Source organism: Cronobacter condimenti 1330 (assembly GCF_001277255.1).
Lineage (GTDB): Bacteria > Pseudomonadota > Gammaproteobacteria > Enterobacterales > Enterobacteriaceae > Cronobacter > Cronobacter condimenti.
Map to the genome: position 1 here is coordinate 844567 of NZ_CP012264.1, position 19332 is coordinate 863898.

The 19332-nt window shown below is 56.9% G+C and carries 17 protein-coding genes; 8 read left to right on the forward strand and 9 right to left on the reverse strand.

The annotated features are described in order from the left end of the window. Positions 1 to 90: 90 nt before the first annotated feature. From AFK62_RS03850 to AFK62_RS03865, 4 genes are all read left to right on the forward strand, one after another. Entirely contained in the window at positions 91 to 1017 is a 927-nt protein-coding gene (locus tag AFK62_RS03850) for an ABC transporter ATP-binding protein (RefSeq protein ID WP_007676938.1), read from the forward strand. Further along, positions 1014 to 1784: an ABC transporter permease gene (locus AFK62_RS03855; protein WP_007676937.1), complete on the forward strand. Its 771-nt coding sequence runs from the start codon at positions 1014 to 1016 to the stop codon at positions 1782 to 1784. Before AFK62_RS03850 ends, AFK62_RS03855 begins: the two co-directional genes overlap by 4 nt. An 86-nt stretch (positions 1785 to 1870) precedes the next feature. Then, complete coding sequence (locus AFK62_RS03860; RefSeq protein WP_007676936.1) at positions 1871 to 2302, forward strand: PTS sugar transporter subunit IIA; 432 nt, start codon at positions 1871 to 1873, stop codon at positions 2300 to 2302. 79 nt (positions 2303 to 2381) lie between these two features. Continuing rightward, positions 2382 to 3629 (forward strand): polysaccharide deacetylase family protein, encoded by a 1248-nt coding sequence (locus AFK62_RS03865; protein ID WP_007676935.1) that lies wholly within the window; start codon positions 2382 to 2384, stop codon positions 3627 to 3629. Between the two features lie 46 nt (positions 3630 to 3675). On the opposite strand, the gene panD is transcribed toward AFK62_RS03865, so the two are convergent. Both panD and panC read right to left on the reverse strand, forming a co-directional pair. Then, positions 3676 to 4056, reverse strand: coding sequence for an aspartate 1-decarboxylase (gene panD / locus AFK62_RS03870; RefSeq protein ID WP_007676934.1), 381 nt, complete (start codon positions 4054 to 4056; stop codon positions 3676 to 3678). A gap of 97 nt (positions 4057 to 4153) precedes the next feature. Then, positions 4154 to 5008, reverse strand: a complete 855-nt coding sequence (panC, locus tag AFK62_RS03875; protein ID WP_053531724.1) for a pantoate--beta-alanine ligase — start codon at positions 5006 to 5008, stop codon at positions 4154 to 4156. Positions 5009 to 5494: 486 nt separating this feature from the next. Between panC and AFK62_RS03880 the strand changes: the two genes are divergently transcribed. Next, positions 5495 to 6037 carry a fimbrial protein gene (locus AFK62_RS03880; protein ID WP_050555044.1) on the forward strand — a complete coding sequence of 181 codons (543 nt, stop codon included), beginning with the start codon at positions 5495 to 5497 and terminating at the stop codon, positions 6035 to 6037. Between the two features lie 48 nt (positions 6038 to 6085). Here the strand turns inward: AFK62_RS03880 and panB are convergent, their stop codons facing one another. The 7 genes from panB to thpR all read right to left on the reverse strand — a co-directional run bounded on the left by panB (position 6086) and on the right by thpR (position 11740). Then, positions 6086 to 6880, reverse strand: a complete 795-nt coding sequence (panB, locus tag AFK62_RS03885) for a 3-methyl-2-oxobutanoate hydroxymethyltransferase (RefSeq protein ID WP_007676931.1) — start codon at positions 6878 to 6880, stop codon at positions 6086 to 6088. Between the two features lie 87 nt (positions 6881 to 6967). Beyond that, complete coding sequence (folK, locus tag AFK62_RS03890; RefSeq protein WP_032984663.1) at positions 6968 to 7447, reverse strand: 2-amino-4-hydroxy-6-hydroxymethyldihydropteridine diphosphokinase; 480 nt, start codon at positions 7445 to 7447, stop codon at positions 6968 to 6970. Further along, the gene (gene pcnB / locus AFK62_RS03895) at positions 7444 to 8844 is read right to left on the reverse strand and encodes a polynucleotide adenylyltransferase PcnB (RefSeq protein WP_205694549.1); all 1401 of its coding nucleotides are present in this window, start codon (positions 8842 to 8844) and stop codon (positions 7444 to 7446) included. The genes folK and pcnB overlap by 4 nt, the downstream gene beginning before the upstream one ends. Before the next feature lie 52 nt (positions 8845 to 8896). Continuing rightward, the gene (gene gluQRS / locus AFK62_RS03900; RefSeq protein WP_032984685.1) at positions 8897 to 9793 is read right to left on the reverse strand and encodes a tRNA glutamyl-Q(34) synthetase GluQRS; all 897 of its coding nucleotides are present in this window, start codon (positions 9791 to 9793) and stop codon (positions 8897 to 8899) included. A gap of 68 nt (positions 9794 to 9861) precedes the next feature. Beyond that, a complete protein-coding gene (gene dksA / locus AFK62_RS03905; RefSeq protein WP_001155227.1) occupies positions 9862 to 10317 on the reverse strand; it encodes an RNA polymerase-binding protein DksA in 456 nt (151 codons plus the stop codon). A gap of 178 nt (positions 10318 to 10495) precedes the next feature. Beyond that, positions 10496 to 11200 (reverse strand): DNA/RNA nuclease SfsA, encoded by a 705-nt coding sequence (gene sfsA, locus AFK62_RS03910; RefSeq protein WP_053531725.1) that lies wholly within the window; start codon positions 11198 to 11200, stop codon positions 10496 to 10498. Positions 11201 to 11209: 9 nt separating this feature from the next. Continuing rightward, positions 11210 to 11740, reverse strand: coding sequence for an RNA 2',3'-cyclic phosphodiesterase (thpR, locus tag AFK62_RS03915; protein WP_007676926.1), 531 nt, complete (start codon positions 11738 to 11740; stop codon positions 11210 to 11212). A 71-nt stretch (positions 11741 to 11811) separates the two neighbouring features. Here thpR and hrpB point away from each other — a divergent pair, with 71 nt between their 5' ends. The 3 genes from hrpB to fhuA all read left to right on the forward strand — a co-directional run bounded on the left by hrpB (position 11812) and on the right by fhuA (position 19328). Beyond that, positions 11812 to 14241, forward strand: a complete 2430-nt coding sequence (hrpB, locus tag AFK62_RS03920; protein WP_007676924.1) for an ATP-dependent helicase HrpB — start codon at positions 11812 to 11814, stop codon at positions 14239 to 14241. Between the two features lie 103 nt (positions 14242 to 14344). After that, positions 14345 to 16876, forward strand: a complete 2532-nt coding sequence (mrcB, locus tag AFK62_RS03925) for a bifunctional glycosyl transferase/transpeptidase (protein WP_007676922.1) — start codon at positions 14345 to 14347, stop codon at positions 16874 to 16876. A gap of 274 nt (positions 16877 to 17150) precedes the next feature. After that, positions 17151 to 19328, forward strand: coding sequence for a ferrichrome porin FhuA (gene fhuA / locus AFK62_RS03930; RefSeq protein WP_007666737.1), 2178 nt, complete (start codon positions 17151 to 17153; stop codon positions 19326 to 19328). Positions 19329 to 19332 lie beyond the last annotated feature (4 nt).

Consider the following 19332-nt stretch of genomic DNA (forward strand, 5'->3'; position numbering starts at 1 on the left):
ACCAGACAATTGCGTTGGGGTAATATAGGGCAACTAAACTTTTTTTTAAACCATACAACTTATGCAAGAAAACAAGGTGACTGGACATCCATGACAATTGCACTGGAGCTGGAGCAGCTTAAAAAAACCTATCCCGGCGGCGTACAGGCGCTGCGCGGCATTGATTTAAAAGTGGAAGCGGGGGATTTCTACGCTCTGCTTGGCCCAAATGGCGCGGGAAAATCGACCACCATCGGCATCATTAGTTCGCTGGTCAATAAAACCTCGGGACGTATCCGTGTCTTTGGCTACGACCTGGAGCGCGATGTGGTCAACGCCAAACGCCAGTTAGGCCTGGTGCCGCAGGAGTTTAATTTCAACCCCTTTGAGACCGTACAGCAGATAGTCGTAAACCAGGCGGGTTATTACGGCGTCGAGCGCCGCGAAGCGGTAGAACGCAGCGAAAAGTATTTAAAGCAGCTCGATCTGTGGGAAAAACGTAATGAACGTGCGCGTATGCTTTCAGGCGGCATGAAGCGTCGTCTGATGATCGCGCGCGCGCTGATGCATGAGCCAAAATTGCTCATCCTCGATGAGCCAACGGCGGGCGTGGATATCGAACTGCGCCGTTCTATGTGGGGCTTTTTGAAAGATCTGAACGATAAAGGCACGACGATTATTCTCACCACGCATTACCTCGAAGAAGCGGAAATGCTGTGCCGTAATATTGGCATCATCCAGCGCGGTGAACTGGTGGAAAACACGTCGATGAAATCGCTGCTCTCCAAGCTTAAATCAGAGACGTTTATCCTCGATCTTGCCGCGAAAAGCCCGCTGCCGAAGCTTGATGGCTATCAGTATCGGCTGGTAGATACGTCGACACTGGAAGTAGAAGTGCTGCGCGAGCAGGGGATTAACAGCGTGTTTAACCAACTGACCGCGCAGGGCGTGCAGGTGCTGAGTATGCGCAACAAAGCGAACCGTCTTGAAGAGCTGTTCGTGACGCTGGTGAATGAAAAACAAGGAGAGCGCGCATGATGCAGCTTTACTGGGTCGCCCTGAAAAGTATCTGGGCGAAAGAGGTGAACCGTTTTGCCCGCATCTGGGTGCAGACCCTGGTGCCGCCGGTTATCACCATGACCCTCTATTTTATTATCTTCGGTAATCTTATTGGCTCACGTATCGGTGAAATGCATGGCTTTAGCTATATGCAGTTTATCGTGCCGGGCCTCATCATGATGGCCGTTATCACCAACTCCTATGCCAATGTGGCCTCGTCATTCTTCAGCGCGAAGTTCCAGCGCAACATCGAAGAGTTGCTGGTAGCACCTGTGCCGACGCATGTGATCATTGCCGGTTACGTCGGCGGCGGCGTGGCGCGCGGGCTGTGCGTGGGCGTACTGGTAACGGCGGTGTCGCTGTTTTTCGTGCCGTTTCAGGTGCACTCCTGGCTGTTTGTCGGGCTGACGCTGTTAATGACGGCTATCCTGTTCTCGCTTGCCGGGCTGCTGAACGCCGTATTTGCCAAAACGTTCGATGACATCAGCCTGATCCCGACCTTTGTGCTGACGCCGCTGACTTATCTCGGCGGGGTGTTTTATTCGCTGACGCTGCTGCCGCCGTTCTGGCAGGCGCTGTCGCACTTAAACCCTATCGTCTACATGATTAGCGGTTTCCGCTTTGGTTTCCTTGGGATTTCCGACGTGCCGCTGTTGTTTACCGTCGCGGTACTGGCGTGCTTTATCATCGCGTTTTATCTGCTGTGCTGGTATCTCATCAGCCGCGGACGCGGCCTGCGTTCCTGATGTCCTGACCGCGTCGGCGTTGATGGAAATCACGCCGACGCGTCGCCACTTCGTTACACTACCCTACCGATGCAAGGAGAGTCGCCATGTTAGGTTGGGTCATTGCTTGTCACGATTACGTCGCACGCGATTATGCGCAGCAGCTGGAAGCCCGCTTTGGCGCACTGCCGCTGTGCCGGACGGTCGATTACTGGACGGGGCTTAGCACCAATATGCTAAGCCGCATGATGTGCGACGCGCTCTGGCATGCCGATGGCGGTGATGGCGTGATTTTCCTGACCGACACGCCCGGCGGTGCGCCGTATCGCGTGGCGGCGCTGATGAGCCATAAACACCCGCACAGCGAAGTGATTGCCGGGATTTCCCTACCGTTGCTGGTGCAGATGTATCCGCAGCGCGCCTCGCTGGATAGCGCAACCTTCCGCGATGCCATGGTGAAAGCTGGCGGTGAAAGTGTGACCAGCCTCTGGCATCAGCAACAAAAGAATCCACCCTTTGTGTTATTGCACGATAAATAACAACCGGACTTGGTATTCATATTACTTTTGTTAAAATGCGCATAATTTCACCTCTGGTTGTCACTGTTCCTTCATTCCTATGCTAAATCGTCTCTTTTTTTCTCTGCTGCTTATGGTGGCAAGCGTCGCGCAGGCGAGCCTGCTTGATGGCGAACACCTGCCCGCGCAATATATGCAAACCACGGAAGATGCCGCTATCTGGGCGAAGGTGGGCGATAACGTGCAAACGGTTGGCACTATCCGTGAAGGACAGTTGCTCGCCGTGGTGCCGATTGCCGCCGATTATTATGAATTCCGCTTTGGTTTTGGTACCGGGTTTATTGATAAAGCGCACCTGACCGATGTGCAGGGCGATAACCGGGTCAGGGACAGTCTGGGTGATCTGAATAAGCCGCTCAGCAACCAGAACCTGCTGACCTGGCGGGATGTGACGGTCTATAACGAGCCGGATGTAAACAGCGCGCCGCTGGGCACGCTTGCCGAAAACCTGCGTTACCCGATTGTCGGCAAGCTGAAAGACCGACTGAACCAGACCTGGTTTCAGATCCGCATCGGCAATCGACTGGGGTATATCAGCAGTCTGGACGCGCAGGAGGATAACGGCATTCCGGTGCTGACGTACCATCACATCCTGCATGACGAAGAGAACACGCGGTTTCGCCACACATCCACTACCACCTCGGTACGTGCGTTCAGCAATCAGATGACGTGGCTGCGCGATCAGGGCTACGCGACCTTAAGCCTCTACGATCTTGACGGCTACGTGCATAACCGCGTCAATTTGCCCGCGCGAGCGGTAGTGATCACGTTCGACGACGGCCTGAAGTCGGTCTATCGCTACGCGTACCCGGTGTTGAAAGCGTACGGTTTTAAGGCTACGGCATTTATTATTTCATCGCGCATTAAGCGCCAGCCGCAGCGCTGGGATCCTAAATCGCTGCAATTTATGAGTGTCGCGGAGTTAAAGGCGATTCAGGATGTGTTTGATATCCAGTCGCACACGCATTTCCTGCACCGTACCGACGCCGCGCACCACCCGATTTTGTTAAGCCGCACGTATCACAACATTCTGTTTGACTACAAACGCTCACGCCGCGCGCTGGCGCAGTTCAACCCGCATGTGCTGTTTCTCTCGTATCCGTTCGGTGGGTACGACGATAAAGCAGTAAAAGCGGCGGGCGACGCCGGGTTTCATCTGGCGGTGACGACGGTGAAAGGTAAAGTGAAGCCGGGCGATAATCCGTTCCTGCTAAAACGGCTCTATATTCTGCGTACCGATTCGCTGGAGACCATGGCGAAAATCATCAGTAACCAGCCGCAGGGATAAAAAAAGCCCACGCGAGGAGGGCTTCATCAGACTGATGGTGTAGGGCTTACGCCACCTGTACCGGCACCGCTTTGGCGGTGCGTTTCATCTCGTTGTCGCCGTCGAAATAAGCGACTTTCGGCTGCCAGCTGCGCGCCTGCTCATCCGGCATGGTCACATAGCTTGCGATAATCAGGATATCGCCAACATCGGCGCAGTGGGCCGCTGCACCGTTGACCGAAATGATTTTCGAGCCGCGCTCGCCAGCGATGGCGTAAGTCGAAAAACGTTTCCCGTTGGTCACGTTGTAAATATCAATGGCTTCATATTCCAGAATGCCTGCGGCCTCGAGGAAATTCTGATCGATGGCGCAGGAGCCTTCATAATGCAGGTCCGCCTGAGTAACTTTAACGCGGTGCAGTTTGCCCTGCAGCATGGTGCGAATCATAACTTGAACCCTGTTTACCAGAATGTCGTTAGCGCCGGGCGGTGACCCGGCACCAGGAATTTATCCCGGGCAGTATTGCCCTTTTTAACCATGCTGTCTACTGGGCTAATTCCACGGTCTGGTTGTCGATTAAACGCGCCTGACCAAGCCATGCCGCCATCAGGATCACGGCGCGCTGACTGCCCGGATTGAGTGCCAGCAGCGTGTCGGCATCACGGATTTGCAGGTCGTCCGGGCGAAAGCCTTTCTCGCTAAGCGCCTGCGCCGCCGCCGCGATAATACCGTCCAGATCGCGATCGCCTGCGCGTAATTTCTCTGCCATGGCATTCATTACTTTGCTCAGGCCCGGCGCGATTTTGCGCTGATCACTGGTGAGATAGCCGTTACGCGAGCTGAGCGCCAGACCGTCTTTGGCACGCACCGTCGGCACGCCGATGATATCGATGTCATAGCCCATATCGGCGACCATTTTGCGGATCAGCGCGAGCTGTTGATAATCCTTTTCACCGAAGCAAGCCACGTCCGGCTGAACCAGGTTAAAAAGCTTGCTGACGACTGTCGATACGCCGCGAAAATGCCCCGGACGGCTCGCGCCTTCGAGGATAGTTGAAATGCCGGGTACATCGACGAACGTCTGCTCACCCATGCCCTGCGGGTAGACTTCTTCCGGCGTCGGGGCGAAGACAATATCCGCGCCGCGTTTTTTCAGTTTTTCACAATCTTCCTGAAGCGTGCGCGGGTAGCGCGCAAGATCGTCGGCGCGGTCAAACTGCATCGGATTAACGAAAATGCTTACCACCACCGCATCGGCATGGGTTTTCGCCTCATCCACCAGTTTCATATGGCCGTCATGCAGGTTACCCATCGTCGGTACCAGTGCGATGCGTTTGCCTTCCATGCGCAGGCGACGGATATGCTGGCGCAGCAGCGGTAAGGTTTCAATAATCAACACAATCAAGACTCCTGTAGTGAAAACAATATGCTTGTGTGAATAGCTCCGGGCATGACGATACGCACAATACGGGTTTATCACAATGCCTGGCATCGGGTTTACGCCGGGTGAGGGCAGCGAAGCGTGATGGCGAAGCCGCCATTGTCATGTTACCGGAGTAGAAGGAGCATCTATTCAAATAACAAATAGTAAAGCAAAGTCATTCCGGGTTCCATTAACAGAATTTTGCCATCGTATATAACTATAATGAATGTATTCGCGAATTATTTAGCCTGGAATACTTTTATTGATATTCTGGGGTTATATTTCAACGCATCATCCGTGAAGAAGTGAAAATAATCTTTGCTAGAATTGTGCGGATGCGGTGAAAAATAATTGTTATTTGCGGCGTGAATGTTTTTAACCACGCCGCGCTCACGTTTTTCTGCGCATCAGTCAGACGGACAGCTTCTCCGTCGGTATAATTCTATATAGTGAGGACCCTTTATGAAAAAAGTAGCTGGGATGCTAATCTTATCATCCTTGTTTATCTCTCAGGCATGGGCGCAGGTAAGCGTCAATGATACCGCAGCGCAACTCCATCTCATGGGCACGCTGAAGAGCGGCGATGAGACATCCTGCGCGGTGGGATTAAGCCAAAGCACCATTAATTTTAATACCAGTACGGATGATATTAAGGAACAAAATAAAATTAACACGGGCGGCATACAGCTCATGCTTTCGGTAAGCAATACGGACTACTGTCGTTATCAGATCGAAAACAACCATATTGTTTTTAAATTCACTGGCCAGAAAGATAATGCCAGCGGCACCGTGCTTGCGAATAACAGCACCAGCGAAGGTGCGGCTAAAGGCGTTGGCGTTGCAACGTATAACAACGCTGGCATCCCTGTTGATATTAATACCGGCACGCTGAAGGCCACGCTGCCGCTCACGCCATTTAAACTGGATATCGTTAAGCTTAAAGATCAGGACGTTGTACCTGGCGATTATCAGGGAACCATGACGATTGAAATTCAGCGTCTGTAATGAAACGCTGATAATAAAAAGCGGCACATAAGCGCCGCTTTTTTGTGATTAATTGAAACTATGCTCAGCTCCCGGATAAACGCCGGACTCCACTTCTGCAATATACTCACGTACCGCCGCACGCATATCACCCGCTTGCGCCAGAAAGTTTTTGGCAAATTTGGGGATATGGCCGCCAGTGATGCCGAAGGCGTCATGCATCACCAGAATCTGCCCGTCCGTCACGTTGCCTGCGCCAATGCCGATAACCGGAATCGAAAGCGCGCTGGTAATGCGCTGCGCCAGTGCGACCGGCACGCATTCCAGCACCAGCAGTTGCGCGCCTGCGACCTCCAGCGCTAACGCGTCGTCCAGCAGCGTCTGGGCCGCGGCTTCATCGCGACCCTGCACTTTATAGCCACCGAAAATATTCACCGACTGCGGCGTCAGGCCCAGATGGCCACACACCGGCACGGCGCGCTCGGTCAGCATGCGTACCGTGTCAGCAAGCCAGCGGCCACCCTCAATTTTTACCATATTCGCGCCTGCGCGCATCACGGCGGCGCTGTTTTCAAACGCCTGTTCTGGCGTGGGGTAGGCCATAAACGGCAGGTCTGCGAGCAGCAGACAGTGCGGTGCGCCACGGCGAACGGCACGGGTATGGTAGGCGATATCGTCCACGGTCACCGGCAGGGTAGAGTCGTGCCCCTGTACCGTCATCCCCAGCGAATCGCCGACCAGCATGACGCCAATCCCTTCTTCTTCAAAGAGTTTCGCAAAGCTGAAATCGTAGGCGGTAATGGTGGCGAACTTTTTGCCGGATTCCTTCAGGCGTCGCAATTGAGAAATAGTGGTCGGTTTCATAGCTATCCCGCAAACAGAAAAAAAGCAGTGTAAACGATGCGTTTGCGGGAGGATACTGCGCGGAAATACGAAGAGGAAGTTTTTGCTTTACCAGTGGCGAATTGCTGAACAATCAAGGCGTTCAAGCACATCCGCCACGCGTTCGCCATCCGGGAAACGCAGCGCGGGCGCTATCTCTGCAAGCGGCAGCAGCATAAAAGCGCGGTTTTTCATGTCGTAGTGAGGAACCGTCAGGCGCGGCGTGTTTATCGTCTCGTTGCCAAACAGCAGGATATCGAGATCGAGCGTGCGCGGCCCCCAGCGCTCCGCTTTACGCACGCGCCCCTGTTGCAGTTCAATGCGCTGCGTATTATCCAGCAATGCCTCCGGCGTGAGCGAGGTTTCCAGCTCGACGGCGGCGTTGAGGTAATCAGGCTGATCCTGCGGGCCCAGCGGCGGCGTGCGGTAGAGCGAGGACGTGGCGACCACACGGCTTTGCGGAATGCGCGCGAGCGCAGCCAGCGCGTCATTGACCTGTGAAAGCGGCTCGGCAAGATTACTGCCGAGCGCGATATACACTCGCGTCACGCGTTGCCCTCACGGCGCGGAGAGGTACGACGACGTGGGCGACGCGGACGACGGCGCGCGGCCGGTTCATCGCCTAAATCGTTAAGCATATCTTTTTGCATCGGCGGTGCGGCAGACTGGAACTCGCCCCACCAGTTTGTCAGGCGTTGAAGTTCGCCGTTATTTTCCGCTTCGGCGCGCAGCGCCAGCAGATCGTAAGCGGCCCGGAATTTCGGGTGCTCCATCAGCTTCCACGCACGTTTGCCCTGACGACGGGACAGGCGCAGCTGCAACATCCAGATATCACGAATAAGCGTGGTGATACGTTTAGGTATCGCCAGTGAGCGGCAGGCTTCGTCCAGCACGTCGTTCATGGCGAGCGCAAAGGCGTCGTAATAGGCAAGGCCGCTTTCCTGGGCGATTTTCTGCGCCATTTCGAGCTGCGGATACCAGAACATCGCGGCGAACAGAAACGCCGGGTTCACGCGCATGTCGTTATGAATGCGGTTATCGGTATTCTTCAGCACCTGCGCAATGATGCGCTCCATCGGGCTATCGCCGTTCTCGGTAAAGTAACGGCTGATGCCCGGGAACAGCGGCTGGAACAGATTATATTCGCACAGCAGGCGATAGGTGGCGTAGCCATAACCCGCCTGCAACAGCTTTAAGGATTCTTCAAACAGGCGCGCCGGCGGCACGTCGTTTAACAGCGTGGCGAGGCGCGGAATAGGCTCGCCGGTTTCCGGGCTGATGCGCATATCAAGCTTGGCGGCAAAGCGCACCGCGCGCAGCATACGCACGGGATCTTCACGGTAGCGGGTTTCCGGATCGCCAATCAGACGGATGATGCCGTCGTTCAGATCGTTCAGGCCGCCCACGTAATCACGCACCGTGAAATCGGCGACGCTGTAGTAAAGGCTGTTGATCGTGAAATCGCGGCGCTGGGCGTCTTCTTCGATGGAGCCGAAGATGTTATCGCGCAGCAGCATGCCGTTCTGGCCACGCTGGGAAGTGGCACGATCGTTCGCCGTCTCCTCGTGGTGGCCGCGAAAGGTGGCGACTTCAATGATTTCCGGCCCGAACATGACGTGCGCCAGGCGGAAACGACGGCCCACCAGGCGGCAGTTGCGAAACAGCTTACGTACCTGATCCGGCGTAGCGTTAGTGGTGACGTCGAAATCTTTCGGTTTTTTGCCAAGCAGCAGATCGCGCACACCGCCGCCAACAAGCCAGGCTTCGTAACCGGCTTTATTCAGGCGGTACATCACTTTGAGCGCGTTCTCGCTGATATCTTTGCGGGAGATAGCGTGCTGTTCGCGCGGGATAATGGTTATGGCGGGCTGTGCGGCGCCTTCGTCAACCACGCTCTCCTCGCGGTTTAACACCTTACGGCAAAAATTAGCGACTCGGGTAAAAATGGTGCACCTCGGTAGTGTCAGTCTCTGGACAAAAAACAGCGGCTAATATAGCTCAGCGCAACGCATTTGAGAATGCCGGATTCGCGGCTGCCGCCGCAGGTACCGCGCTGAGATCCCATTTTTCCACCGCCTGACGTAGCAGCGTTTCGGTGGAAAGCTCGCGCCAGTCGTTATCGACCGGCTGGTTTAAAAACGCCAGCGCCTCGACAAGCGCTGGTCGCGGATCGCCCTGAGGCAGCGGCGGGGCGTGATTCTGCTTGGAAAGTTTATTGCCGTCGGGGTTTACCACGAGCGGCAGATGAACATAATCCGGCGGTGCCCAGCCCAGTTGCTGATAGAGCGAAATCTGGCGCACGGTAGGCTCGATAAGATCTGCGCCACGGACAATTTCCGTCACGCCCTGAAAATGATCATCCACGACGACCGCCAGGTTATAGGCGAACAGCCCGTCGCGGCGGTGAATAATAAAATCTTCGCGAGCAAGCGACGGGTCGGCGGTGAGTGTGCCGCGCAGTTTGTCAGTAAACGCCATGACCGGGTGTTTCTGTACCAGGCGAACGGCAGCATGTTCCGGGCCGCGGTGCAGCGTGCGGCAATGACCGTCATACACGCCGCCGAGCTGTTGAATACGGCTGCGCGGGCAGGTGCAGTAGTAACTCAGCCCATTCTCACGCAGGTACGCCAGTGCTTCACGGTATGCCTCGTGACGCTGCGACTGGTACAGCACCTCGCCATCCCAGTACAGGCCGTAATGCTCAAGCTGGCGTAAAATCGTGTCGGCGGCACCGGGCATTTCGCGCGGGGGATCGATATCTTCAATACGCACAAGCCACGTGCCTTGCTGTGCGCGAGCCTGGAGATAACTGCCGAGCGCGGCGATAAGCGAGCCAAAATGCAGTTCGCCTGAAGGAGAGGGGGCGAAGCGCCCGATGTAAGACTTCACAGACATGGTGATGGCAGACATAAAAGAATACGGCGGGAAACCCCGCCGTAAGTGTTATTGATTTGCGTCGGCGATTAGCCGGCCATCTGTTTTTCGCGGATTTCGGCGAGCGTCTTGCAGTCGATGCACAGATCGGCGGTCGGACGCGCTTCGAGGCGACGAATACCGATTTCAACACCGCAGGATTCGCAGTAGCCGAAATCTTCGTCTTCCACTTTTTTCAGCGTTTTTTCAATTTTCTTGATCAGCTTGCGCTCGCGGTCGCGGTTGCGCAGTTCCAGGCTGAACTCCTCTTCCTGGGCGGCACGGTCGACCGGATCCGGGAAGTTAGCAGCTTCATCCTGCATATGGGTTACGGTGCGATCGACTTCATCCCGGAGTTGATTACGCCATGCCTCAAGAATACGCCTGAAGTGCGCCAGCTGGGCTTCGTTCATATACTCTTCGCCCGGCTTCTCCTGATACGGCTCCACCCCAGCGATGGCGAGAATACTCAGGGACGATGTTTTACGGTTTTGCCCTTCTTGCATGTTGCTTCTCCTTAACACGCACTATCGATCCCCTTCTCGGGGGAAAAATCAGGCCGCTATAAATAACAGAAGCTTTTCCGGATAGCAATTATCTAAACGTTACACTTGACAACCCTGTGAGGAAAAGCGTATTTGCGCACGCGGCCGTATCATTATTAGTCGATTGCGGATCAACTGGTTATAAGCGAACCGGCAAAGGCGACGTCAGCGTTATCTCACTGGCGGAGAGCGAGGCCTTCCAGGCCAACACCTCCACCCCCATGCGCTGCGCCTCGCTTAACAGGTTGGCGTAGCGTTCATCAATATGGCGCGCCGGTGCGACCTGCGTAATGGCGGAGTGCAGCACGGCGAACAACAGCACGGCGCGATCTCCTTGTTCCACTACGCTCATCAGTTCCCGTAAATGCTTCTGACCGCGGACGGTCACCGCATCCGGAAAGTAGCCTGAATCTTGCTCCGACAGCGTCACGGATTTCACCTCAATATAGCAGTTAACCTTGTTACTCGCCTGTAACATGAAGTCAATGCGACTGCGCTCCGCGCCGTACTTCACTTCGCTTTTAAGACTTTCGTAACCGGCGAGGGCGGGCAGACGCTGTGCCTGCAACGCTTCTTTCACCACCGTGTTGGCGCGCAGCGTATTCACGCAAATAAATGCCCCGTCACGGGTTTCAGTTAATTCCCAGGTATGCGGATATTTCCGCGTCGCTACGCTGGAGGTTGAATACCAGACGGTATCGCCAGGCGTTGCGCAGCCGGTCATCGCGCCCGTATTCGGGCAGTGCAGGGTTAAGGTTTCACCCTGCGGCGTCACGACATCGGCGAGAAAACGCTTATAGCGCTGAATCAACCGGGCCGGTTTCAGGGCAGGCGTAAATTCCATATCGCTTCCTTATGCGTTAAGAGACCAGCGCTCCAGCGGCTGGTAACGGGTTCGTCCCTGTTCAAAACGCGATTCATACAGCACAAACTCCCGCACCGGAAACTGCCAGCCAAACCCTGGCGGCGGCAGCCTGACCGGGTGCTGAGCGTTGCGCAGTAATGTGACATGCGGATGAAAGGGTTGCGCGCTTTGTGGACAACCGCTGCGGGCCGCCTGCGCGCGCAGTAAATTCGCAAGTTGTAACAGGCCGCGCGGCGGCTGGCGCGAACCGAGCCAGACCACTTGCGAGCGGGGCCAGTGGCCCGCGTCATCAAGCGCGAGCGTAAAGCCCGGCTGGCTGATGCGCCCGGCAAGCGCACTCAGCGTGCGTTGTTTCTGCGCGCTGACGTCGCCTAAAAAGGCGAGCGTGATATGCAGGTTAGCGGCCGCGATGGGCCGGCCTGCGTCGGGCGCGAAATTCGCCGCGCGCCATTCAATAATGTTTTGCTGAAGGTCGGCTGGCAGCGGCAGCGCGAAAAACAGCCGTTTCTGGTCTGGCATAGCGGTAACTCGTAATGATCGGGCGGAATGCTACAATGCGTGCCTTTCATAGTAACCCCCTGGAGCCTGTCGTGTCGTCTTTACCGGTCGCCGCCGTATTGCCTGAACTTCTCAACGCCCTGAAGCATGCGCCCCAGGTGCTGCTTTGCGCCCCGACCGGCGCCGGGAAATCGACCTGGCTGCCGCTTGAGATCCTGAAATCCGGCCTCCTTGACGGAAAAATCATCCTGTTGGAGCCGCGCAGGCTCGCGGCACGCAATGTGGCACAGCGTCTCGCTGAGCTTCTTGGCGAGCCGTGCGGCGAAACGGTGGGTTATCGGATGCGCGCCGAGAGCTGCACTGGCCCTGCGACGCGGCTTGAGGTTGTGACAGAAGGCATCCTGACGCGAATGTTACAGCGCGACCCGGAGCTTTCGGGTGTGTCACTGGTGATCCTTGATGAGTTTCATGAGCGCAGCCTGCAGGCGGATCTCGCGCTGGCGCTGCTGCTCGATGTCCAGCAAGGACTGCGCGACGATCTCAGGCTGTTGATCATGTCTGCGACGCTTGATAACGAACGGCTGCAAACTCTGCTGCCGCACGCACCGATGGTGATTTCAGAAGGGCGCAGCTTCCCGGTGGAGCGGCGCTACCAGGCGCTCCCTGCGCATCAGCGCCTTGATGAGGCAGTGGCGCAGGCGGTGAGCGGGCTGCTGCGCGAAGAGGCAGGCTCACTGCTGCTGTTTTTGCCGGGTGTGGGCGAGATCCAGCGCGTGCAGACGCAGCTGGCGGAGCGCGTCGGGCGCGATGTGCTGCTCTGCCCGCTGTACGGCGCGCTGCCGCTCTCTGAACAGCGCAAAGCCATCCTGCCCGCGCCAGCGGGATATCGCAAAGTGGTGCTCGCCACCAACATCGCCGAAACCAGTCTGACAATTGAGGGCATCCGGCTCGTGGTGGACTGCGCGCAGGAGCGCGTGGCGCGCTTCGATGCCCGTACCGGGTTGACGCGGCTTATCACGCAGCGCATCAGTCAGGCATCGATGACCCAGCGCGCCGGGCGTGCTGGCCGCCTTGAACCGGGGATCTGCCTGCACCTGATCCCGAAAGAGCAGGCGGAGCGCGCAGCCGTGCAGGCGGAGGCGGAAATCACGCAAAGCGATCTCTCCGGGCTATTGCTGGAACTGCTGATGTGGGGATGCCGTGACGTTACCGACCTCAGTTGGCTCGATCTGCCGCCCGCCGTAAACCTGGCCGCCGCGCGCCAGCTTCTTACCACACTTGGTGCGCTGAAAGCGGGGCAGTTGACCGCGCACGGACGCCAGATGGCACAGTTTGGCAACGATCCGAGGCTTGCCGCCATGCTGGCAAGCGCGGCGGATGCCGATGCGCAGGCTACCGCCGCGCGGCTGGCCGCGATCCTTGAGGAGCCGCCGCGTGGCGCGGACAGCGATCTGCGCAGCGCCTTTTCGCGAAGCCAGGGAAACTGGCAGTCGCGCAGCGCGCAGTTGATGAAACGCCTTAACGCCAGAGGCGGGGCGGCATCTGTCTCGCTGGCGCCGGCGCTGCTTGCTGCCGCGTTCGGCGATCGTATCGCGCGTCGTCGCGGCCAGGAGGGGCGTTATCAGCTCGCCAACGGCATGGGCGCGATGCTTGAGACCGATGACGCGCTGACACGCTACGAATGGCTTATCGCGCCGCTGCTGTTGCAGGGCAGCCACAGCGCCGATGCGCGCATTTTGCAGGCGCTGCCGCTGGATATTGACGCGTTGATTGAACAGTGCCCGCACCTTCTAAGCCAGAGCGATTCGCTGGAGTGGAACGACGAGCAGGGCACGTTGCGCGCGCAGCGCCGCTGGCAGATAGGACAACTGGTGTTGAAAACCCAGCCCCTGTCTAAGCCTTCTGAAGACGAGTTGCACCAGGCGATGCTCAACGGTATTCGCGAAAAAGGGCTTTCTGTTCTTAACTGGACGCCGGAGGCGGAGCAGTTGCGGCTGCGGATGCTGTGCGCGGCGTGTTTTCTGCCGGAATACCCGTGGCCGGATGTGAGCGACGAGGCGCTGCTGGCGTCGCTGGATGTCTGGCTGCGACCGGCGCTTAGCGGCGTGCATTCGCTCCGCGCGCTAAAAAACATTAACCTCGCCCAGGCGCTGCTGCATTTACTCGACTGGCAGCAGCGGCAACGGCTGGATAGTGCGCTGCCAGGGCATTACACTGTGCCGACCGGCAGCCGGATTGCGATTCGTTATCACGAAGAGAACCCACCGACGCTGGCGGTGCGTATCCAGGAGATGTTTGGCGAAGCCGCGACGCCGGTTATTGCCGAAGGGCGTGTGCCGCTCACCCTTGAGCTGCTCTCGCCCGCCCAGCGGCCGCTGCAAATTACGCGCGATCTCAGCGCGTTCTGGCGCGGCGCCTGGAAAGACGTGCAAAAAGAGATGAAAGGGCGCTACCCGAAACATGTCTGGCCGGATGACCCGGCAAATACGCTGCCGACCCGGCGCACCAAAAAGTATCAGTAGCGGCAGCCTGGCTGTCGCGATGATTTGAGAGCTTTCTTCTTCCGCCTGTGGGTGGAAGAGCCAAGAATCTGGCCTTTGCGCCTGTATGTTGTGGAGAAAAAGCATGGCGGGGAATGACCGCGAACCTATTGGACGCAAAGGACGACCGACGCGTCCGGCAAAACAGAAGGTAAGCCGTCGTCGTCTCAGGGAAGAGGATTATGACGATGAGTACGAAGATGAAGATGATGAGGAGCCGATGCCGCGTAAGGTAAAAGGTAAAAAAGGCAAAGGTGGCAAACCGAGCGGCAAGCGCCGCTGGCTATGGCTTCTGTTAAAGCTGTTTGTGGTATTTGTGGTGCTGTTTGTTATCTACGGCGTCTATCTCGATCAGAAGATCCGCAGCCGTATTGATGGCAAAGTCTGGCAACTGCCCGCCGCGGTCTATGGCCGCATGGTCAATCTTGAGCCGGATATGACCATCAGCAAGCAAGAGATGGTGAAGCTGCTTGAGGCGACGCAGTACCGTCAGGTGACGAAAATGACGCGTCCTGGCGAGTTTACCGTCCAGGCTAACAGCATTGAGATGATCCGCCGCCCGTTCGATTTCCCGGACAGCAAAGAAGGGCAGATCCGCGCGCGTCTGGAGTTTGACGGCGACCATCTGGCCACGATCGAAAATATGGACAGCAACCGTAACTTCGGTTTCTTCCGTCTCGATCCGCGGCTTATTACCATGCTTTCATCGCCAAACGGTGAACAGCGCCTGTTTGTGCCGCGCTCCGGCTTCCCGGATCTGCTGGTCGATACGCTGGTGGCCACTGAAGACCGCCATTTCTACGAGCATGATGGTATCAGCGTTTGGTCTATTGGCCGTGCGGTGCTGGCAAACCTGACCGCGGGCCGCGCTGTGCAGGGCGGCAGTACGCTGACGCAACAGCTGGTGAAAAACCTGTTTTTGACCAACAAGCGCACCCTGTGGCGTAAAGCCAACGAAGCGTACATGGCGCTCATCATGGACGCGCGCTACGGCAAAGACCGCATTCTTGAGCTTTATCTCAATGAAGTGTATCTCGGTCAGAGCGGTGACGATCAGATCCGCGGCTTCCCGCTGGCGAGCCTGTACTACTTTGGCCGTCCGGTCGAAGAGCTGAGCCTCGATCAGCAAGCGTTGCTGGTCGGCATGGTGAAGGGCGCGTCGCTCTATAACCCGTGGCGTAACCCGAAACTGGCCCTGGAACGTCGTAACCTGGTGCTGCGCCTGCTGCAGGAGCAGAAGGTGATTGATCAGGAGCTCTACGACATGCTGAGCGCCCGTCCGCTTGGCGTTCAGCCGCGTGGCGGCGTGATCTCCCCGCAGCCGGCGTTTATGCAGATGGTACGCCAGGAGTTGCAGGCGAAGCTTGGCGATAAAGTAAAAGATCTTTCCGGCGTGAAGATTTTCACCACGTTTGATTCGGTCGCGCAGGACGCGGCGGAGAAAGCGGCGGTGGAAGGTATTCCGGCGCTTATCAAACAGCGCAAGTTGAAGGATCTGGAAACCGCGATGGTCGTGGTGGATCGCTTTACCGGCGAAGTCCGCGCGATGGTCGGCGGCGCGAACCCGCAGTTTGCGGGCTACAACCGCGCCATGCAGGCGCGCCGCTCTATTGGGTCGCTCGCGAAGCCAGCGACCTATCTGACGGCGTTAAGCCAGCCGAACACGTACCGTCTGAACACCTGGATTGCCGATGCGCCGATCTCGCTGCGCCAGCCAAATGGCCAGGTCTGGTCGCCGCAGAACGACGATCATCGTTTCAGCGGGCAGGTGATGCTGGTAGATGCACTGACGCGCTCTATGAACGTGCCAACGGTTAATCTCGGTATGGCGCTCGGGTTGCAGGCAGTGACCGACACCTGGAAAAAACTGGGCGCGCCGGAAAACCAGTTGCATCCGGTGCCGGCGATGTTGCTTGGCGCGCTGAACCTGACGCCGATTGAAGTGGCGCAGGCGTTTCAGACCATCGCGAGTGGCGGCAACCGCGCCCAGCTTTCTGTGCTGCGCTCGGTGATTGCGGAAGATGGCAGCGTGCTGTATCAGAGCTTCCCGCAGTCGGAGCGCGCCGTTCCGGCGCAGGCCGCTTACCTGACGCTCTGGACGATGCAGCAGGTGGTGCAGCGCGGTACCGGCCATGCGCTGGCGGTGAAATTCCCGAAACTGCATCTGGCAGGTAAAACGGGGACCACTAATAACAACGTCGACACCTGGTTTGCCGGTATCGACGGGCGTGAAGTGGTGATCACCTGGGTGGGCCGCGACAATAACCAGCCGACCAAGCTCTACGGGGCCAGCGGTGCGATGGCGATTTACCAGCGCTATCTCAGTAATCAGTCGCCGATCCCGCTGGATTTGACGCCGCCTGAAGATATTGTCGACATGGGCGTCGATGACATGGGCAACTTCCTCTGCGGCGGCGGCATGCGCACGTTGCCGGTCTGGACCAGCGATCCGAATACGCTCTGCCAGCAGAGCCAGCCGGTCGCGCCGTCGGGCAATCCGTTCGACCAGTCTGCGCCGCAGCAGCCGCAGCAGCAGCAGCCGCAACAGGCGCCGCAGCAGGAAGAGAAGAGCGACGGCGTCGCGGGCTGGATCAAAGATATGTTCGGCAGCAACTAACGTCCCGTTCGGGAATACAGGGCTTAGCGCCTCTCCGGCTTTGGCAGGAGCAGGGCTAAGCCTTTTTTTATTGTTACTCGCGCTTAAAGCGGCTGTAACGTTTCGGTATCTCTGAATTAACCAGATAATTTCGTCTGGTGATTAATTGCCCCATTGGCCGACCCTGACACGCCAGGTGCTTGCTATATAAACAACCTTTCGCATATTATCTCGGGCGCATAATAATAATTCTCGTTTACGTTATCATTTGTCACTATTACTCAGAGAAATTAGCATGGCGCGTTCTACTTCCACTCAGATCAACACCAGGATTTGCACACTGGCCGTTTTTGTTGCCTCTGCATGCAGCGGATTTTCCGCGCAGGCCCTGGCCGCCAATAACGGTCAGAAAGAGGAGACGATCACCGTTTCCGCATCTGCAGCTGCGCAGGAGAGCGCGTGGGGCCCGGCCCCGACCATTGCGGCGAAGCGTTCTGCCACCGCCACTAAAACCGATACGCCGATTGAAAAAACGCCGCAGTCCGTTTCGGTCGTGACGCGCGAAGAGATGGATATGCATCAGGCGCAGTCGGTAAAAGAAGCGCTGGGTTACACGCCTGGCGTCGTTGTCAGCAACCGTGGTGCCTCTACCACGTATGATTTTGTCAGCATTCGCGGCTTTACGTCTGTGGGACTTAGTCAGAATAACTATCTGGATGGCCTCAAACTCCAGGGCAACTTCTATAACGATGCAGTTATTGACCCTTACATGCTGGAGCGCGTTGAACTGATGCGCGGCCCGACTTCAGTGCTTTACGGCAAGAGCAATCCGGGCGGGATTATCTCCATGGTCAGCAAGCGTCCCACTACCGAGCCGCTGCATGAAGTCCAGTTTAAAATGGGCACTGATAACCTGTATCAGACTGGCTTTGATTTCAGCGACGCGCTCGACGATAACGGCGAATTCTCTTATCGCCTGACGGGTGTAGCTCGCTCCAACGATCAGCAGCAAGTTAACGCCAAACAGAAACGCTATGCCATCGCACCGTCGTTCACCTGGCGCCCGGATGACAAAACCAATTTCACTTTCCTCTCTTACTTTCAGAACGAGCCGCAAACCGGTTACTACGGCTGGTTGCCGAAAGAGGGGACCGTCGAGCCGCTGCCGAACGGCAAACGTATTGGCAGTAACTTTAATGAAGGTGCGTCTAACAATACTTATTCCCGCAACCAGAAAATGGTGGGATATAGCTTTGAACACGCTTTCGACGACACCTTTACCGTGCGCCAGAACCTGCGTTTCGCCGAGATGAAAACCTCGCAGCAGAGCGTCTACGGTACCGGGATCCAGGCTGATGGGCACACGCTGAACCGCGGCACTGTTGTCGATAACGAGCGTCTGCAAAACTTCAGTGTCGATACTCAGCTGCAAAGCAAATTTGCGACTGGCGATTTGGGTCATACGCTGCTGACCGGCGTCGATTTCATGCGTATGCGCAACGACATCAACGCGAAATTTGGCACTGCCCCGGCGATTGATCTTTACGGTTCTTACACGCCAGAAGATTTTGATTTTGACAAGGCCGAACCTTACCAGCTCAATGAAACCAAACAGACCGGGATCTACGTTCAGGATCAGGCTGAGTGGGATAAATGGGTATTCACGCTGGGCGGCCGCTATGACTGGTCTCAGCAAGGTACGACCGTACGTGCCGACGGTGGCTCCATTGAGCGCAACGATCACCAGTTCACGTGGCGTGGCGGTGTAAACTACCTGTTTGACAACGGTATTTCTCCCTACGTCAGCTACAGTCAGTCTTTCGAGCCGAACGCTTTCGATCTTTACAGCACACCGCGCATGGCTTTCGCGCCGTCCAAAGGCGAGCAGTATGAAGCGGGTGTGAAATATGTGCCGAAAGACATGCCTGTTGTCATGACCGGCGCGGTTTATCAGCTGACCAAAACGAACACCCTGACTACCGATCCTAATGATGCGACCCAGCAGGTTCCGTCAGGTGAAGTACGCTCCCGCGGTGTCGAGCTGGAGGCGAAGGCTGCACTAAACGCGAATATCAACCTGACGGCGTCTTATACCTATATTGACGCCGAATACACGAAAGACACCAAACTTAAAGGGAATCACGTTGAGCAGGTGCCGCGTCATATGGGCTCGCTGTGGGGCGATTACACCGTCAATGATGGTCCGCTCTCTGGCCTGACCATCGGTACTGGCGGCCGCTTCATCGGCTCCAGTTACGGCGACCCGGCAAACTCCTTTAAAGTTGGTAGTGCCGCGGTGATGGACGCTGTGGTCAAATATGACCTCGCGCGACTGGGCCTGCCGGGCTCAAGCGTTGCGGTAAACGTTAATAACCTGTTAGACCGTGAGTATGTCTCCAGCTGCTTCCAGGCCTATGGCTGCTTCTGGGGCGCGGAACGCCAGGTGACGGCGACCGCCACATTCCGCTTCTGATCCT